Genomic DNA, 17941 nt, shown 5'->3' on the forward strand with positions numbered 1-17941 from the left:
GAATAATTTTTCGACTTTATTAAGAGTAAAATAATGGCAGATTTATCGAAGTACAGAAACATTGGTATTTTCGCGCACGTTGATGCGGGTAAGACCACGACTACTGAGCGTATCCTAAAGCTTACTGGTCAAATCCATAAAACTGGTGAGGTTCATGATGGTGAATCAACAACTGACTTCATGGAACAAGAAGCTGAGCGCGGTATTACTATCCAGTCTGCGGCTGTAAGCTGTTTCTGGAAAGATCACCGTTTTAACGTTATCGATACTCCTGGACACGTTGACTTCACAGTTGAAGTATACCGTTCACTAAAAGTACTTGATGGCGGCATCGGTGTATTCTGTGGTTCTGGTGGTGTTGAGCCACAATCAGAAACTAACTGGCGTTATGCTAACGAATCAGAAGTTGCACGTGTTATTTTCGTAAATAAATTAGACCGTATGGGTGCTGATTTTTACCGTGTAACTGAGCAAGTACGTAAAGTACTTGGTGCAAACCCACTAATCATGACGTTACCAATCGGTATCGAAGATGAGTTTGTTGGTGTTGTAGATGTTCTAACTAAAAAAGCATACGTTTGGGATGACACTGGTCTTCCAGAGAACTACGAGATCACAGACGTTCCAGCAGACATGGTAGAGAAAACTGACGAATACTATGAAATGCTTGTTGAAACTGCTTTAGAGCAAGACGACGAACTTCTTGAAGCATACATGGAAGGTGAAGCGCCTTCTCTTGAAGATATCAAGCGTTGTATCCGTAAAGGTACTCGTGACCTTGCTTTCTTCCCTACATACTGTGGTTCTGCTTTCAAGAACAAAGGTATGCAACTAATTCTTGACGCTGTTGTTGATTACTTACCGTGTCCTACAGAAGTTGATCCTCAACCTCTTATGGATGAAGAAGGTAATGAAAATGGCGAGTTCGCAGTAGTATCTACTGATGAACCATTCAAAGCGTTAGCATTCAAAATCATGGATGACCGTTTTGGTGCATTAACATTCGTACGTATCTACTCTGGTAAACTAAATAAGGGTGACACTATCCTTAACGCGTTTACTGGTAAAACTGAGCGTGTTGGCCGTATGGTTGAGATGCAAGCAGATGACCGTAACGAATTAACTAGCGCACAAGCTGGTGACATCATTGCTATCGTAGGCATGAAAAACGTGCAAACTGGTCACACTTTATGTGATCCTAAGCACCCAGTAACACTTGAGCCAATGGTATTCCCAACTCCAGTAATCTCGATTGCTGTACAGCCTAAAGATAAAGGCGGTAATGAGAAAATGGGTGTTGCTATCGGTAAAATGGTTGCAGAAGATCCATCTTTCCAAGTTGAGACTGATGAAGATTCAGGCGAAACTATCCTTAAAGGTATGGGTGAGCTTCACTTAGATATCAAAGTTGATATCCTTAAGCGTACTTACGGCGTAGACCTTATCGTTGGTCAACCACAGGTTGCTTACCGTGAAACTATCACTCGTGAAATCGAAGATAGCTACACGCATAAGAAACAATCTGGTGGTTCTGGTCAGTTCGGTAAAATCGACTACCGCATCAAGCCAGGTGAAATTGCTTCAGGCTTCACGTTTAAATCATCAGTTGTTGGTGGTAACGTACCTAAAGAATTCTGGCCTGCAGTTGAGAAAGGCTTTAAGTCAATGATGAACGAAGGTGTTCTAGCTGGCTTCCCAGTACTTGACGTTGAAGTTGAACTTTTCGACGGTGGTTTCCATGCCGTGGATTCATCTGCAATCGCGTTCGAAATCGCTGCTAAAGGCGCTTTCCGTCAATCGATCCCTAAAGCGGGCGCACAACTTCTTGAGCCAATCATGAAAGTTGACGTGTTCACACCAGAAGATCACGTTGGTGACGTAATCGGTGACCTTAACCGTCGTCGTGGTATGATGAAAGACCAAGAAGCTGGTTTAACTGGTATCCGTATTAAAGCTGATGTTCCGTTATCAGAAATGTTCGGTTACATCGGTACACTACGTACAATGACATCAGGTCGTGGTCAGTTCTCTATGGAGTTCTCACACTATGCACCGTGTCCACAAAGCGTAGCTGATACAGTAATCGCTGCAGAAAAAGAGAAAAAAGCTGCTAAGTAATTAGCCTTTTAAATCTTTGAAAAAACCCGCACTTGTTGCGGGTTTTTTATTGCCTAACACTAAAAATATTTAACCATTCTAGCGGGCTAAATAAAGCGCTAACAGCGTTATAAGTTTTTCATGTACGACTGCATGGATGCAGGAGGTACAGCAATGCAGGAGCAATGGCCGAGAACAACACCATGTCAAAATTTCTGCCTTGTTATCACTGTATTTATCTTTCGCTATAAATGGTCATTAACTTAACACGATTGGTACAACTTTTTTTTGAGAAACTCTTTTTCTTGATTTTTTTTCTTCACTTGTTGATTATTGGAACTTTAGTTTAATAGTTTTTAATATGTTCAACTAAAAGGATTGAGCTAGTTCATTTTTAGAGATTCGCTTTTAAAAAAGATAATTAATTAACTTGTGGCTTATTAACGGCTTAGAATAAATACTTTAGGTCTAGGTAAAAGGTAGTGTAAATGCTCTTGTGTACCTGTTTCTATAAGGGTAAAATTCTCTTCTGATTTATAGTTTTTAACTATTAATAAAAAAGGAAACCTTCCTCAGAAGAGGGTGCAAACAAAAGAGCCTTAATATGAATATAGTAAAATTAAGTCCGAACTGGATGTTGCAAGCAATTAAAATTATTTTTGCCCTCGTTACAACATACAGTGTTGTAGCTGTAATGGATTTGAAAATAGTTACTATGGTAATTATTCCCACTTTTCTTGTGCTTACTTTGTTTAATGTAATGAAATTACGATTTTTGCATTGCTACAAAGCGGGTATTTATTATTCTGGTATTTTAGGTCGGCAATATATTAATGCGGATGAAATAACAGCCATTACTTTTAAGCGACATAGCATTATTACTGAGTTTAAAGTTCAGTTGGCATCTGGAAAGGTTGAGTCTTTCTACAATTGGCAATTTAATGAAGAGCAAATGAAGGGCATTCTGGATTTGTATGCGCGTAGTTTGGCTTGCAGTAAAAAAGAAAGCAATCAACGCTGTAATGCTTAAGTAAAGATGATGATTCTTGAGATTAAATAGACCGCTTTTTAGCGGTCTATTTCGTTATGTAGATTTAGTAAGTTACTTTTTAATACGCCTTCTTGCTAATAATGGTAAAGCGAGCAAACTTAACCAACCTAATGAGCCAGAGTTACTCTTCTTTTCATCCACTTTATCTATATTAATAAATACCAACTGTGCTGCTGATAAATTCCCGGCACTATCTTGAGCTTGTACCATTAAGGTAATTTTACGTTCAAGGTCGTAATCCAGTTCTGTAGCGAGAATAAGCTGACCTTGTGCATCAATTGTAACGGCATCATTACCTGATACAACAAAGCTAACTACAGGTGTGTATGCTTCATCTGCATCACTAAAATTAAGCGTGCCTATTACGGCACCTACCGCACTATTCTCTGCAATGCTAAAGGTTTGTTCAGGCGCTAAAACAGGCGCTTGTGGTTCTGGGATTGGCTCAACTGGTGGCTCAGATTTTATATCGATAATGACAGGATCATGATCTGATGCACGGTATGCGTTGTCTGCGTATAAGCTTGCTTGCTGTGTGTCTGATTTTGATTCGAGGTTGTAATCTAAGCTAATAGGCTCATCAGCATTGATATGCCAATCTGTCGCAGCGACTACTTTTGCAAGCAGGGTTGGGCTTGCTACAGCGTGATCTAAGCTACCTAATCGTCCTGAGAAGCTATAAGAGTAACTAAAAGTGTTGCCATTAAGTTCGGCGACAACATTCTTATACCCTTTATCAGCAAATGCGCGAATTGGATCTTCCATTGCATATGCGTTCATATCACCGACAAGGATAATATCTTCATCATCGATACCGGTAGGTTTACTGTTTAACCAGTCAGCATAAGCATTTGCACCCGCAACGCGAATTTCATTCCAGCAAGCTTGACCATCACCTAAATCAGCGTTGTTACCTTCTGCGCTACGACAGCCGCCTTTTGATTTTAAATGGGCGACAGCAACTGTAAATACTTCTTCGGTACTAAGTGATTTAAAGCTTTGCGCAATAGGCGCACGGTTACTGTAATCAAATGGTGTTTGCGTTGTTATGGCCGCAGTGCCTACTTCTTCTACTTTATTAGCGCGGTAAATTAATGCGGTAGTGATTTGATCTGTACCAATTTGATTTACAGCAAAATCAACAAAAGCGTATTGGTTTTCAGCATCTTCATCATTGAGTGCTTTAACTAGGCTGGCAATGGCGCTAAATTCACCAAAACCATCGTTTTCAATTTCCATTAAACCAATAACATCGGCTTTAAGCGCTGTAATTGCACTGACTAATTTTGCTTGTTGGCGAACAAATTCTGCTTCGTTATCTGCACCGCGACTTGTTGGAAAACCACCGCCTTGACCATCACCATTAAAGTAATTAAGTACGTTGAAGCTGGCAATACGTAAGTCGGCTTGCTCGTTTAATGCAGGTGCATCTGGGCGAGGGTTGGTAGCAATAAATGTTGGTGCAATCGTTGGGTGAAGACGGTAGCGATTAAAGCTGTAGCCCAATACTCCGGTAATCGTATTAACAGAGTCACCTAAACGTAACGTATTATAAGCATCAAGCCCAACACCCGGGTAAGCGATTGGATCGCGGTTTTGCTTCGTTGAGCCGTCATCGACTAAAATTTGTTTTTTAAGGTTCTCAGCTTCGTGGGCATTGGCTGCATCACCAGGTAAGGCAACTTGCGTACCCTGATATAGACGTTCCGTGGCGAGTTCAACTTCACCGAAACGACCTAGCGCATAGTTATTGGTGACCACTAAAGGTTGCTCTAATGTGACCAACATACCTTCAAAGGCTTCAAAATCATTCGTATCAGCAACAGGTAAAGATATTTTTGTTGCTGTAGATGTTAAGTCTGCTGCACAGACTTTAATTTGGCTAACGTCGCCAATTTGTGTTGCGTTGAAGTATTCAGCGACACTGCCCTTAACACGAACGTGATCACCCACATTAACGTCAGTAGTATTAGCGTAAATAAATACACCTTCAGAGGTCAGTGGGTTGTTGTCAATATCAGCATCAAGCGAGGTGATAAAAAAGCCATTGAGTTGATCGTCGGCCTGTAGATCCGCCGTTACAATACCTTCAAGCTCAACGATGGTATTGATCAATGGGCTTTCATCACTGGCACCTTGAATGGCGTTAATCGTAGTTTTAGCAGCGCCGCACTCTAATGGAGTAACCGGTTCTGGATCAGGGTCTGGTGTTGGTTCTGTGCTTTCGCCATGAAAACCAATGCCTGAAAAGTCATCTTTATCAAACTGCACCCATTGTGCACTTGGATCAAATTCTGCCGTGGCATCTGTACGGCCTATTGTAATACTGAGATTGCGACGCAGTGATTTATCTTTAGTGGCAACACCGCCGGCAGACCACTCTTGGCCAGGATCAACGCCTAGTTGACCAAAACTATCAACGATAGTGCCATCTTTAGTAAGTATTAAAGCATCATCACCATTAAAATAGGTAACAGTTGCTTCAATATCAGCTTTCGCTTTAAGTTCGTCTACAGAGCCTGCGTTAACAATTACATAGGTGCTATTTGCAGCTAAACTACCAGATAGGTCAAGTGTATTATTTGGACTGGTTAGATCGCCGTTCCCATTTGAATAAAGAGAGATGTTATAGCCGTTAAGAGATAATTCAGCGCCTGAGTTGTTATAAAGCTCAATAGCTTTATTGTTAGAGCCACCTTCAACATATTCTGAAATGATTAGATTAGCGGATGCTGGTGCACTGAGACTTGCAATAACAAGTGCCAGAGGTGTTATTTTTGTATTTATCATTTTATTCCCGTGTGTGTGGATCCCAATTGGGGGAACTAGTTTAGGGATTTTTTATGACAAATAAAATACAAAATGTTAATAAAATGAAAGTGAAAAGAGCGAGGGCTCACTCTTTTCAAAGGGAAAGCTTATTTTTTAAGCCACTGGGCTGCTTGTTTTGCGAAGTAGGTCAAAATACCATCAGCACCAGCACGTTTAAATGCCAGTAATGATTCCATTATGGTTGCCTCTTCAGCGAGCCAGCCGTTATCAATCGCTGCTTTGTGCATCGCGTACTCACCACTTACTTGATAAGCAAAAGTTGGCACACCAAACTCATCTTTTACGCGGCGCACAATGTCTAAATACGGCATACCAGGTTTTACCATGACCATATCAGCGCCTTCTTGCAGATCAAGGGCAACTTCACGGATAGCTTCATCTGAATTTGCAGGGTCCATTTGATAGGTTTTTTTATCTGCTCCTTTTAAATTCCCTGCTGAGCCAACTGCATCACGAAATGGGCCGTAGTAGCTAGACGCATATTTTGCAGAGTAAGCCATAATACGGGTATGAATAAAGCCATCCGCTTCGAGTGCTTCACGAATAGCGGCAATACGGCCATCCATCATGTCTGAAGGTGCAACTACATCGGCGCCAGCTTCTGCATGTGAAAGTGCTTGCTTAACAAGTATTTCAGTTGTGACATCGTTAATGACATAGCCTTCATCATCAATGATGCCGTCTTGGCCATGCACAGTGAATGGGTCAAGCGCTACATCGGTGATCACACCAAGCTCAGGGAACGCAGCTTTAAGTGCGCGTACAGTGCGTTGTGCAAGGCCATCATCGCTGTAGGCTTCTTCTGCGAGCAATGATTTTTTGTCTACAGGTGTAACGGGAAAAATGGCGACAGCAGGAATGCCTAATTCAACCAACTCTTTTGCTTCGTCTAGAAGTAAATCGATAGATAGGCGTTCAATGCCTGGCATTGACTCAATTGCTTCGCGGCGGTTCTCACCCTCAAGCACAAAGACAGGGTAAATTAAATCATTGACGCTGAGTTGATTTTCAGCCATAAGACGACGAGAAAAATCACTACGGCGCATTCTACGCATGCGTGTATAAGGGAAAAGGTCGAGACCTGATTGGGCCATTGTTTGCTCCTAGTCTAAAATTGGAAAGCTAACCACGCGATTTCTGCCACTTTGTTTTGCGTGATAAAGCGCTTTATCTGCACAATCAGTGAATAATCCCGGGTTATTTATATCTTCAGCGACGGCACAGTATACCCCCGCACTAATGGTAAATTTTATCTCTGTGCTTGCCACTTTTATCGCAGCATCCATGATTGCTTGGCGTATATTCTGCGCTATCTCAAGGGCACCATCGAGAGGTGTGTTTGGCAGTAATACAACAAATTCTTCACCACCATAGCGGGCGACTTCATCAAGCGGACGCTTTAAATGGCTTTTGATTATTTGTGCAACGGCTTGTATGGCCTGATCGCCGGTTAAATGTCCGTATGTGTCATTGATTTTTTTAAAGTGATCTATATCGAACATTATCACGCTCAGTGGGGTTTGTTCTCTGCGTGAGCGGCGTAAATCCATGACCAGTTTTTTATCGAAGTAGCGGCGGTTTTTTACTTGCGTGAGTGCATCTTCCATATTCATCTGTTCTAATGCGCGGTTTTTTTCTTCTAGCTCTCGCAGGGTAACTTGTAATTCAAAAGTACGTTCTTCTATGTTTGCTTCAAGATCTAAATGAGCCTGTTCTTGCAGCTCAATACGCTCTTGTAATAAGGCATCTTGCGCCTCGCTTTGGGCAATACGTGCTTGCTGAGAAGCAATTTGTGCATCACGTTCAATTAAAAAGTATTTAATGGTCGCAAAGCTTAAACTCAAAGCGCACACTAAAAAGCTGATAAACATGAAGGGCAGGCCGCGGGTATTAAAATCAAACAAACCAAAAACCACAATATTGAGATAAACCAGTGCGGCAAAAAATGAGATGGCACCACATAATAGGGCACTAGTTGGATGGCTGCGGCTTTGCTTTACGTCATATACGATTGCGGTGCAATGGATTAACATGATTAAAGAGCTAGCTATTAGGGTGTAACTTACTAATAAACTTGTTGGTAGTAGCCAGATAACCAGTAGGCTGCTTAATAATAAGTGATTGCTCCATCGTTGCAGAGACTGTATAGGAGACTTGTTAGATTGGCGCATGCGATTAAATAAAGGTTGGAACAAACCTGTTGTAATTATGAGCATGCAAGGAATAGCAAGTTGTTGTAAGCTCGGTATTGATGGGTGAAAATAGCGATAACCAAAGCCATACAAGTAAACGAGTTGCAACCATAAAGTAATTAATATACAGCCACTCAAGGCAAAATAGCTTTTTCGAGAAAAACCAAATAATACAAAACATGTAATAGCCAGAGATAGAACAAAACCAATTAACAACCCATACAACAGGTTAAATTTACTTTTATATTTTAGATATTCATCGTGCTGCCATACGCTAATTGGAACGCGAACACCGCCTTTAGTTTCAACCCGAAGAAATACTTCACTGCTGCTTAATGGTGGCAAGCTTAATTTAACCAGTAAAGATTCGTTCTTAATTTGGCGATTATCCAGCGGCAGTGCATCACCAATTTCTTTAAATAATAGGGTGCTACCTTTGTGATAATGAAACACAGTTACTTTATCAAGTAATGGGTTATCAATAGAGAGCAAAGCTGGTAATTCATAACTCTCAGCGTTAGTCATTATAAACTTAATCCAAACAGCGTGATTAGCAATGCCAAGGTTTAGGCTCTGTTGATTAAGTTGTTGCCATGATTTAGCGGGTAATAGTTTAGCTTGCTCAGGCGTGAGAGGCTGCTGTGTGTAAGCAAAAGAAATGTCTTGAAGGTGTTTAAAGTGTTTATCTAAAGTGATGCCTTTAGCGTGAGAAGCAACTGATATTAACAGCAGCGTAAAACCACCAAAAAACAACCAAGCACACTTCATTGCTAGCCCTTGCGGTTGAACAATTGTTGAAAATTAAGTGTAGTTTGCTCTGCAACGGCTGTAAATTCAATGTTTTTCAGTGACGCAATAGTTTGGCAAATATAAGGTAAAAAACAGGGCTCATTACGTCGAGATTTGGGTTTAGGTGTAATAGTGCGCGGTATAAGAAAAGGTGCATCTGTTTCAATTAATAATTTATCAAGTGGTATCAATGGCACTAGCTGCTGTAACTCTTTGCCTCTTCTTTCATCACATACCCAACCAGTGATCCCTATGTGTAAGCCTAGTGCTAAGTATTGCTCTAATGCCTGCTGATCACCGGTAAAGCAATGGAGTACACCACGAACAGAATACATTTTTAAAATAGCGAGCATATCCTCGCTAGCATCACGTTCATGTAGGTAAACAGGTAAATCAAGTTGTTCTGCTAGCGTTAATTGACGATGTAAAACTGAACGCTGAACATCCCGAGGTGAAAAATCACGATTATAATCTAAACCACACTCGCCAATAGCAACGACTTTCGAGTTTGCTGCTAAATGACGAAGTTGAGTCTCTAGCTGCTCATCGACAGATTTAGCATCATGCGGGTGAACGCCCGCGGTAGCAAGCAGATCATAATCTTGAGCTAACGTAAGTGCTTGTTGGCTGGTGCTAACATCGCATCCAATTAACAGCATTTGGCCAACATCATGCGCTTTCGCGCGTGTGATGATAGCTTCATGCTGAGCATCAAATTGGTGATTTGTGAGGTTTACACCCGCATCAATAAGCATTGTTGACATTAATTTGTTCGTTTAACGCGAATTGAACGATTATAACCTGCTTTTTTCAATAGGAATGAATTGAACATACCGCGTGTGATTTCGACTGTATCGTTAGCCCTCAGGCGTATGCTATCAGAGCCCACTTGACGCCATTGCTGGCCATTTTCCAAGTTAATGATTAATTCACCATACGGCGCTTCTTCTATGCTGCTAATCACTGCGGTAATTTCATCATCATTGTCTTTAGCCGCTTCTTTGTGCTCTAAGCCAAAATCTTCATTTTTTGCTTTTGCCGTATTTTTAGACTCAGCTATTGAGGCGGGTGCTGCGTCTTTTAACGATTGTGACGTTGTTACTGGTTTACTCAATGGTTTACCAGCCATGATATTGTCGTAGCAAAGTAAACGATTAAAGTCATTTTCAACAAAAGTACACGCTTGCAATGCTTGTAGGTTAACTTCATTAGCATTAGCGATAGGGACACTTAACAGAGCTAATAATGGTAGTAGTTGTTTTTTCATTTTATTCCTTAGACTCATGTTGTTCAGGTTTAGCGGTGTAAAAAGTCGCTAAAATTAAACCAATTTCAAATAATACTAGCATCGGAAGCGCTAATAATGATTGCGAGAGTACGTCAGGTGGCGTTAAAAACATAGCAACGACAAATACACCAACGACAATATACGGTCGTTTTTCTTTTAAACTTTGCGTGGTTGTCGCACCACTCCAGCATAGCAGCATAATAGCTACTGGGATTTCAAAGGCGACGCCAAAAGCAAAGAATAACTTTAATGCAAAGCTCAAGTAACTGCTGATATCGGGTGCAAGTGTCATCATTTCGGGACCGGCACTGGTAAAAAAACCAAGAATAATCGGCAATACGATAAAATAACAAAATGCGATACCACCATAAAAAAGTATAATGCTTGATGCTAAAATAGGCATCAGCATACGTTTTTCATGTTGATACAAACCTGGTGCAATGAACCCCCAGATTTGATGTAATATCAGTGGTATAGAAGCAAATAAAGCAACAAATAAAGTTAATTTAAATGGTGCAAAAAATGGTGCCGTTACATCTGTTGCGATCATTGTTGCTGTACTTGGTAAGTGAGCAACTAATGGTGCAGCAACAAAGCTATAAATATCATTGGCAAAGTAAACGAGAGCAATAAAAAATAATAAAATAGTTAATAAAGCTTTCATTAGACGATTTCGTAACTCAATTAAATGACTCACGAAGCCAGATTGTGTTTGTTCAGCCATAACTTAACTCGCTACCAATGAGTAGACCAAAGACAACAAAAATAATTCACTTTTGTTCATCGTTACTCACTTTATTGTTTTGATCTGAAGATTCTTTTTTATAACTATGAGTGACAGAATCGGCCGCTTTTTGCAGTTCATCAACAGAACTTTTGAGCGCAGGACTTAAATCTTGCATACTTTGTTGCTCTGCTTTTTTTAAATTTTGATGCAGTTCGTGTACGCGAAGCTCTTCGTTAACTTCAGCTTTGACTGAGTTAGCTAATGATTTTATAGTTTTTATCCAGCGACTTACTGTGCGAATAGCAACGGGCAAGCGTTCAGGCCCCAGTACAACGAGCCCAACGATTAAAACAACAACAAGTTCCCACATGCCCATTTTAATTAAGCCTTATGGTCTTCTTTGCTTTTATCAATAGACTCTTTATTTTGAATGGGACTATTACTTTGTTCTATGTTATCAGTAGGTTTAGGTTGTTCTTCTTCAGATACTGCTTTTTTAAACCCTTTTACAGCATTCCCTAAATCACCACCAATTCCGCGTAATTTTTTTGTACCAAAAAGTAACACAATGATTGCCAAAACAATCAGTAATTGCCAAATACTAATACCGCCAAAACCCATGATGTTCTCCACTTAATTAAATACTGTGAATTAAAGTTATTGTATTGATTATACTCACCGAGCACTAAATAGCACTTAGTTTATGACGCATTGCGCCAAGCGAGGATAAAGCCACTTAGCGAGCAAACTGCTGCAATACTTGCTGCTATCATATCGTGCTGTAAATAGCATAGTCCCGACACTATCATTGCAGCTCCCGCAAATACACCAAGTAATAATGGCTTGTGCGACGGCTGAGTGATTGGAGTCTGTACTTGATACTGCTGTTGCTGCTTTAAATTATGGTAAATTAAATCAGGCAATTCGGGCATTTTTTCTGCCCAAAAAGGTAAATTTGCATATACCTGCTTAAGTACCGACCAAGGGCCGACTTGTTGCTTTACCCAGTCTTCTAAGAAGGGTTTTGCTGTTTTCCATAAATCTAATTGTGGATATAACTGACGCCCTAATCCTTCAACATACAGTAAGGTTTTTTGCAGTAGAACTAATTGGGGTTGAACTTGCATATTAAAGCGACGAGCTGTATTAAACAAGTTGACTAAAACGTGACCAAATGAGATTTCAGCTAATGGCTTATTAAAAATCGGCTCGCACACTGTACGAATCGCAAACTCAAACTCTTCAACGCTGGTATCCTTTGGAACCCACCCTGAGTCAACATGCAGCTGGGCGACTTGACGGTAGTCACGATTAAAAAAGGCAATAAAGTTCTCTGCAAGGTAACGTTTATCTTCTTTGTTTAAGGTGCCAACAATCCCGCAGTCGATCCCAATAAATTTGGGGTTTTCAGGCGTGTCGTATGATACAAACACGTTCCCTGGATGCATGTCAGCATGAAAAAAGCTATCACGGAATACTTGGGTGAAAAACACTTCCACGCCTCGTTCAGCTAGCAATTTCATATTGGTGTTTTGCGCAACTAATGCGTCAGTATCCGAAACTGGAATACCGTAAATACGCTCCATTACGAGTACATTAACACGACTGTAGTCACTGTAAACATAAGGGATATAAAGCGAATCTGAACCTTCAAAGTTACGCTTTAATTGAATAGCATTAGCGCCTTCACGCATTAAATCTAGTTCATCGAGTAAGGTTTTTTTATACTCTTTAACCACTTCTACAGGGCGTAATCTTTTTGCTTCATTTACTAATTTAGCCACGACTTTAGCAAATTGCTCCATCAAGGCTAGGTCGGCATCAATTTGGCCTTTTATATCTGGGCGAATTACTTTTATCACCACATCTTGCGGTTGTTGATGTTCATCGATTAAGGTCGCTGTGTGAACTTGTGCAATAGATGCAGAGGCTAAAGGAGTTTGTTCAAAGTCACTAAAGCATTCACTAATGTCATTGATCTCTAATGCTTCTTCAATGAGCTTTTGTGCTAATGCACTTTCAAAAGGGAGTACTTGATCTTGTAGGTGCGCAAGCTCTATTGCTATATCGAGCGGTAATAAATCGCGACGCGTAGAGAGCATTTGGCCAAACTTAATCCATACAGGGCCTAACTGTTGCAGCGCCAAGCGCAGTCGTAATCCAGCTGGTTTATCTGTGTGTTTGTTTTTAAGCCAGAACAAGCATGAGCGGCCAGCTTTAGCATACCAAGGTATTTTATTGGCAGGGATCAGTTCATCTAAACCATAGTTGAGTAGGGTTTGGGTGATGTAATATAACCGAGCAGCTGACACAAATAATCCTTACAGATTTAGTTAGATTGAAGTAATTGGTTTATACGCATTTCAAGCTGAGCAACTTGGCCTTTTAATTGGCGGGTGTGTTGTTTAAATTGTTCAAGCTCTATCGGGTGAATGGTGACCGCTAACTCATCTTGGCATAAATGAGTAATCGTATTGTTAAGCTTAAGCTGTGTTTTATCGCCTTGGCTTTTCAATTGCGTAATAAGCTGCCAAACTTGTTGTGCAGGGACATCACCAATATAACGAGAAAGGTGTTCAGGCCAGTCAATATCCATTGCAGCAAAAGCATTACTGTAGCCTTGAGCAATATTTAAATCACCTTGGAGATCGAGTTTGTCCTGGCGGATCAGCTGCGTCAACATCGCTGGATTTTGTAATGCCATTAAGGTATCGATATTAGCGCTGATCATGCAGTCATACAGTGTTTCTTTGGTATTGTATAAATGTAAATTTTGGCCGGTGAACACCACTACAAATTGTTGTTGCCAGTCACGTATATCAATTAATAAACGCTGTTGAGTGACAGGTTTTAGCTTGGCTATTAAAGTACTATCAAGCACTAGCGCTGTATTTAAAATACGCTCAACTACAGCGACTAGAAAATTCGTTAACATAACAGCACCTTTACCTTTTTCAGTGTCCAAGCTAGCGCTTAATATTTAAAACCACGATGTAACGCGACAATGCCACCAGTTAGATTTTGATACGTTGTTTGTTCAAAGCCAGCATCATTCATCATGGTTTTGAGTGTTTCTTGATCTGGATGCATGCGAATTGATTCAGCCAAATATTTGTATGATTCGCCGTCGTTAGCAACCAATTCACCCATTTTTGGTAGCAGGTTGAATGAGTAAAAATCATAGGCTTTATTGAGCAACTCATGTTCTGGTTTAGAAAACTCTAATACCAACAACCGACCACCTGGCTTTAAAATGCGGTACATTGAGCGCAGCGCTTTATTTTGATCGGTCACATTACGCAAACCAAATGCGATAGTAATTAAATCAAAGCTATTATCAGGGAAAGGCAGTGCTTCGGCATTCATTTGCACGTAGTCGATATTTCCTACAAGACCTAAGTTGTGCAGTTTTTCACGGCCTACTTTGAGCATCGATGAGTTAATGTCACCTAATACCACTTGGCCTGTATCACCAACGAGTTGGCTAAATTTAGCTGTTAAATCACCCGTGCCGCCGGCTAAATCAAGTACATAATGACCTTTACGTACACCAGAGCTGGCAATAGTTTGGCGTTTCCATAAACGATGAATACCAAAAGACATAAGATCATTCATTACGTCATATTTAGTCGCAACGGAGTGAAATACATCGGCGACCATGGAAGCTTTTTCGGTTTCGGCAACAGTTTTATAGCCAAAATGCGCGGTCTTTTCTGGATTCTCGTTCATGATTAATCTCTATCGTGGCAATAAAGACTAGTGTACTTGATTGTGACCGTGAGGTGCAATTTGAATATGGTTAAATTGTTCGCAGGTAACAACTTTATATGGTTTATTGACCAGCGATAAAGCTGCTTTGACCAAGAGATTTTGCTTTATATGCAGCATTCGATGCTTTGCGCGCTAATTTATTAAAATCTTTCTCGTCGTGATGCTTAGCAATACCAAGGGATAAACTAATTGGTGGAAGTTTAATACCATTTTTTGAGCTTACAAAGCGTAACTTCTCGACTCCATTGCGGACTTTTTCAGCTATAACATTGGCTGTTTCTGGGTCAATATCAGCAAGTAAAATGGTAAATGCATCTTTACCTGTACGTCCGGGTAAACCGCTTTCAAATACGTACTTTTGAATTTGTTTAGCAACTTTATTTAAAATAACTTCACCAATCATATCGCCGTAGTTATCAATAAAGTGATCTAAATTATCAATTTGAATGGCGATTGCACATACTGATTTGTTTTTACCTAACCATAATTGTGTTTGCTGGTTTAAGTAGTGGCGCTTATACAGACCAGTTTGGTGATCAGTGATGTGTTGTTTACGTAATTGTAGGAGTTGTTGCTGGGTTCTTTCTTGTAATCGTTTAGCTTTGATAAGCTCTCGCTTAAATTGCTTATGCTGTGTGAGTAAATGGGCAGTCTGTTTGCTTAGCGTCTCTAATGCTAAGCGGCTTTGCTTAACGTTATTTTCATCAAGTGAATGAACGCAGTCACTCACTTGGCTGGCAAAACGAATTATTTCTTTTTCAGTGGAGTGTGCTGAGCGCGACAATGAATTAATAACACCATCGACATTGCGAACCATGGAGGTTTCAGCTTTGTGAGCCTGATCGATGTAGTCAAAATAAAGTTGTTCGATATAAACAGAATCAATTATTTGCCCTTGGGCAATTGCGCGATCAATCGTTGTGCTTAGGTCGGAATTGACTTGGCTAACGAAAGTGTAAACTACCTGATAATTTAGAGGTGACGGCGGTAAACTATGATGTTCTAAAAAGATACATACCTTGGTCATTTTTTCTTGAGCAATAGCCATGGAATCATGGAACATCATTGTTTATACCAACTAAATACGCGTAACAGCTAAATTAAATAACTCAATCCATGAGACATCTGGGCTATCCTAGCATTTATTTCCTCAATACATTAATCTGTATCGAGTGAATTTAAAAGCTAAAAAACACAATTTAGAAGCAAAAGTTGCATTTTTGCTTTCCAATCGCTGATTTTCTCAACAATAGCACTAATGTAAAAAAATACTGATTAAGTACTAGGCAATAATTGCTGTTAATTTAGCCTTATTTTAAAGTCTCTTAGTCGCATTTTTTTGATTGTTTTAGTCTTACTGGGTTAGCTTAGCCTTACCATTAATGCCACAGAGCTCTAAAACTATGAAAAAACCACGCTCAAATATTTTCCATCACTCATTATTGAGCCTAGCTCTTGTGTGTTCGTTGAGTGCGTGTCAAATGACCGATATAAACAGCGACCAACAATTTACGGATGCCGCTGAAGCGATTGTTGACTATCGTAAAAGTATTAGCCCGTACAGTAACCCCGCAGGAGTAGATGGCTACTTATTAAGTAATTTATCAGCTGAGTTTCTTGAAAAAAAATACCAAGGAAATATTCAGCTATTAGCGCAATTAGACGCGATAGATAAAGATAAACTCAATGAAGAAAATCGAATAAACCTCACTATAATCCGCGCTCAAGTGCAAAACAGTGTCGATGAATATGTGTTTAATGCACACTACATGCCACTGACATCTGAATATGGTTTTCATTCGAGTTTGTCGTTTATGGTATCGCGCTCAGATTATAAGACAGCTGCTGACTACCAGCTTTACCTTAAACGTTTGCAGCAAGTTCCCCGCTTTTTTGAGCAAAATATTGGCTGGATGCGTAAAGGCTTGCAAGCTGGTTTAACACAACCGAAAGCCGTCTTAATCGGGTATCAAGACTCAATTAACGCCTACATTGTTGACGATGTAACGCAATCGGAATTTTATAAGCCATTTTTAACTAACACTGCCGGATTAAGTGATAATGAGTTTTCAGTTTTACAACGACAAGCCAAAAAAATAATTAAAGATCAGGTGATTGTCGCTTACAAGGGGTATTTAACGTTTTTTAATGAAGAGTATCAACCGGGTGCGCGTAGCGAAATAGGCATTTCAACTACACCAAATGGTGAGGCGTTTTATGCTAATCGCGCCAAGTATTACACCACTACAGATATGACGCCAAAAGAAATCCATGAGCTTGGCTTAAAAGAAGTTGCGCGTATTCGTGGTGAAATGGATGAGGTGATTAAGCAAGTTGGTTTTGAAGGCACGTTTGCCGAATTTGTGCACTTTTTACGTACGGATCCACAATTTTACGCAACAACTCCTGAAGAGTTATTAAAAGAAGCATCGTTTATCGCTAAAAAAATGGATGCACAATTACCTAAACTATTTCATACCTTACCGCGTATGCCTTACGGTGTAGCCCCAGTACCTGCGAGTATTGCGCCAAAATATACAACCGGACGTTATTCTGGTTCAAGCCGTGACGATCAAGCCGGTTTTTATTGGGTAAACACCTATGCGCTGGATAAACGTCCTTTGTATGTATTAGAGGCGTTAACTTTGCACGAAGCAGTGCCAGGCCATCACTTACAAATATCGCTCAACGCAGAGTTAGAGTATTTACCAAGTTATCGCCGCGACGCTTACTTGTCAGCATTTGGTGAAGGCTGGGGTTTATACTCTGAATATTTAGGACTTGAGGCTGGTTTTTATCAAGACCCATATAGTAACTTTGGCCGTTTAACGTATGAAATGTGGCGTGCTGCACGTTTAGTTGTTGATACGGGTATGCATATGTATGGCTGGAGCCGTGAGCGTGCAATGAACTTTATGAGTGAAAATACGGCCCTGTCGTTACATAACGTTAAAACAGAAACTGACCGTTATATATCATGGCCAGCGCAAGCGTTATCTTACAAAATCGGTGAGTTAACCATTAAGCGTTTACGCCAAGAAACAGAGCAAGCACTAGGGCAGAACTTTGATATTCGTGAATTCCATCATCAAATACTTCGCCATGGTTCAGTCCCTCTGTCAGTTCTTGAGGAACAAATTCGTTTGTATATTCAAGCTGAATTAGCTAAACAGAAAAGCTAACCGTTATTCAGT

The 17941-nt window shown here is 40.3% G+C and carries 15 protein-coding genes; 3 read left to right on the forward strand and 12 right to left on the reverse strand.

Annotation, left to right across the window (positions count from 1 at the left end; translation table 11 throughout):
- The first annotated feature begins 33 nt into the window (after positions 1-33).
- Both fusA and A7967_RS09455 read left to right on the forward strand, forming a co-directional pair.
- Positions 34-2118 (forward strand): elongation factor G, encoded by a 2085-nt coding sequence (fusA, locus tag A7967_RS09450; protein ID WP_054205307.1) that lies wholly within the window; start codon positions 34-36, stop codon positions 2116-2118.
- Positions 2119-2701: 583 nt separating this feature from the next.
- Positions 2702-3127, forward strand: a complete 426-nt coding sequence (locus A7967_RS09455) for a hypothetical protein (protein ID WP_054205306.1) — start codon at positions 2702-2704, stop codon at positions 3125-3127.
- Positions 3128-3199: 72 nt separating this feature from the next.
- Here A7967_RS09455 and A7967_RS09460 read toward each other — a convergent pair whose 3' ends face one another.
- The 12 genes from A7967_RS09460 to A7967_RS09515 form a co-directional block, all read right to left on the reverse strand.
- Positions 3200-5938: an ExeM/NucH family extracellular endonuclease gene (locus A7967_RS09460; RefSeq protein WP_054205305.1), complete on the reverse strand. Its 2739-nt coding sequence runs from the start codon at positions 5936-5938 to the stop codon at positions 3200-3202.
- A gap of 128 nt (positions 5939-6066) precedes the next feature.
- The gene (gene hemB, locus A7967_RS09465) at positions 6067-7074 is read right to left on the reverse strand and encodes a porphobilinogen synthase (protein ID WP_054205304.1); all 1008 of its coding nucleotides are present in this window, start codon (positions 7072-7074) and stop codon (positions 6067-6069) included.
- 9 nt (positions 7075-7083) lie between these two features.
- Complete coding sequence (locus A7967_RS09470; protein WP_054205303.1) at positions 7084-8940, reverse strand: sensor domain-containing diguanylate cyclase; 1857 nt, start codon at positions 8938-8940, stop codon at positions 7084-7086.
- Positions 8941-8942: 2 nt separating this feature from the next.
- A complete protein-coding gene (locus tag A7967_RS09475) occupies positions 8943-9725 on the reverse strand; it encodes a TatD family hydrolase (RefSeq protein ID WP_054205302.1) in 783 nt (260 codons plus the stop codon).
- Positions 9725-10228 (reverse strand): hypothetical protein, encoded by a 504-nt coding sequence (locus tag A7967_RS09480; protein WP_054205301.1) that lies wholly within the window; start codon positions 10226-10228, stop codon positions 9725-9727. The genes A7967_RS09475 and A7967_RS09480 overlap by 1 nt, the downstream gene beginning before the upstream one ends.
- Position 10229: 1 nt before the next feature.
- Positions 10230-10973: a twin-arginine translocase subunit TatC gene (tatC, locus tag A7967_RS09485; RefSeq protein WP_054205300.1), complete on the reverse strand. Its 744-nt coding sequence runs from the start codon at positions 10971-10973 to the stop codon at positions 10230-10232.
- A 46-nt stretch (positions 10974-11019) separates the two neighbouring features.
- Positions 11020-11352, reverse strand: coding sequence for a Sec-independent protein translocase protein TatB (tatB, locus tag A7967_RS09490; protein ID WP_054205299.1), 333 nt, complete (start codon positions 11350-11352; stop codon positions 11020-11022).
- Positions 11353-11357: 5 nt separating this feature from the next.
- On the reverse strand, positions 11358-11597 hold the full coding sequence (gene tatA / locus A7967_RS09495; protein WP_054205298.1) for a Sec-independent protein translocase subunit TatA: 240 nt from the start codon (positions 11595-11597) through the stop codon (positions 11358-11360).
- Between the two features lie 80 nt (positions 11598-11677).
- Complete coding sequence (gene ubiB, locus A7967_RS09500) at positions 11678-13288, reverse strand: ubiquinone biosynthesis regulatory protein kinase UbiB (protein ID WP_054205297.1); 1611 nt, start codon at positions 13286-13288, stop codon at positions 11678-11680.
- 17 nt (positions 13289-13305) lie between these two features.
- A complete protein-coding gene (locus A7967_RS09505; protein WP_054205321.1) occupies positions 13306-13911 on the reverse strand; it encodes a ubiquinone biosynthesis accessory factor UbiJ in 606 nt (201 codons plus the stop codon).
- 38 nt (positions 13912-13949) lie between these two features.
- Positions 13950-14705 carry a bifunctional demethylmenaquinone methyltransferase/2-methoxy-6-polyprenyl-1,4-benzoquinol methylase UbiE gene (gene ubiE / locus A7967_RS09510; protein ID WP_054205296.1) on the reverse strand — a complete coding sequence of 252 codons (756 nt, stop codon included), beginning with the start codon at positions 14703-14705 and terminating at the stop codon, positions 13950-13952.
- Positions 14706-14808: 103 nt separating this feature from the next.
- A complete protein-coding gene (locus A7967_RS09515; RefSeq protein ID WP_054205295.1) occupies positions 14809-15795 on the reverse strand; it encodes a GGDEF domain-containing protein in 987 nt (328 codons plus the stop codon).
- 355 nt (positions 15796-16150) lie between these two features.
- Between A7967_RS09515 and A7967_RS09520 the strand changes: the two genes are divergently transcribed.
- Positions 16151-17929, forward strand: coding sequence for a DUF885 domain-containing protein (locus A7967_RS09520; protein WP_054205294.1), 1779 nt, complete (start codon positions 16151-16153; stop codon positions 17927-17929).
- The last annotated feature ends 12 nt before the right edge of the window (positions 17930-17941 follow it).

This window comes from Pseudoalteromonas neustonica (assembly GCF_001653135.1).
Taxonomy (GTDB): Bacteria; Pseudomonadota; Gammaproteobacteria; order Enterobacterales; family Alteromonadaceae; genus Pseudoalteromonas; species Pseudoalteromonas neustonica.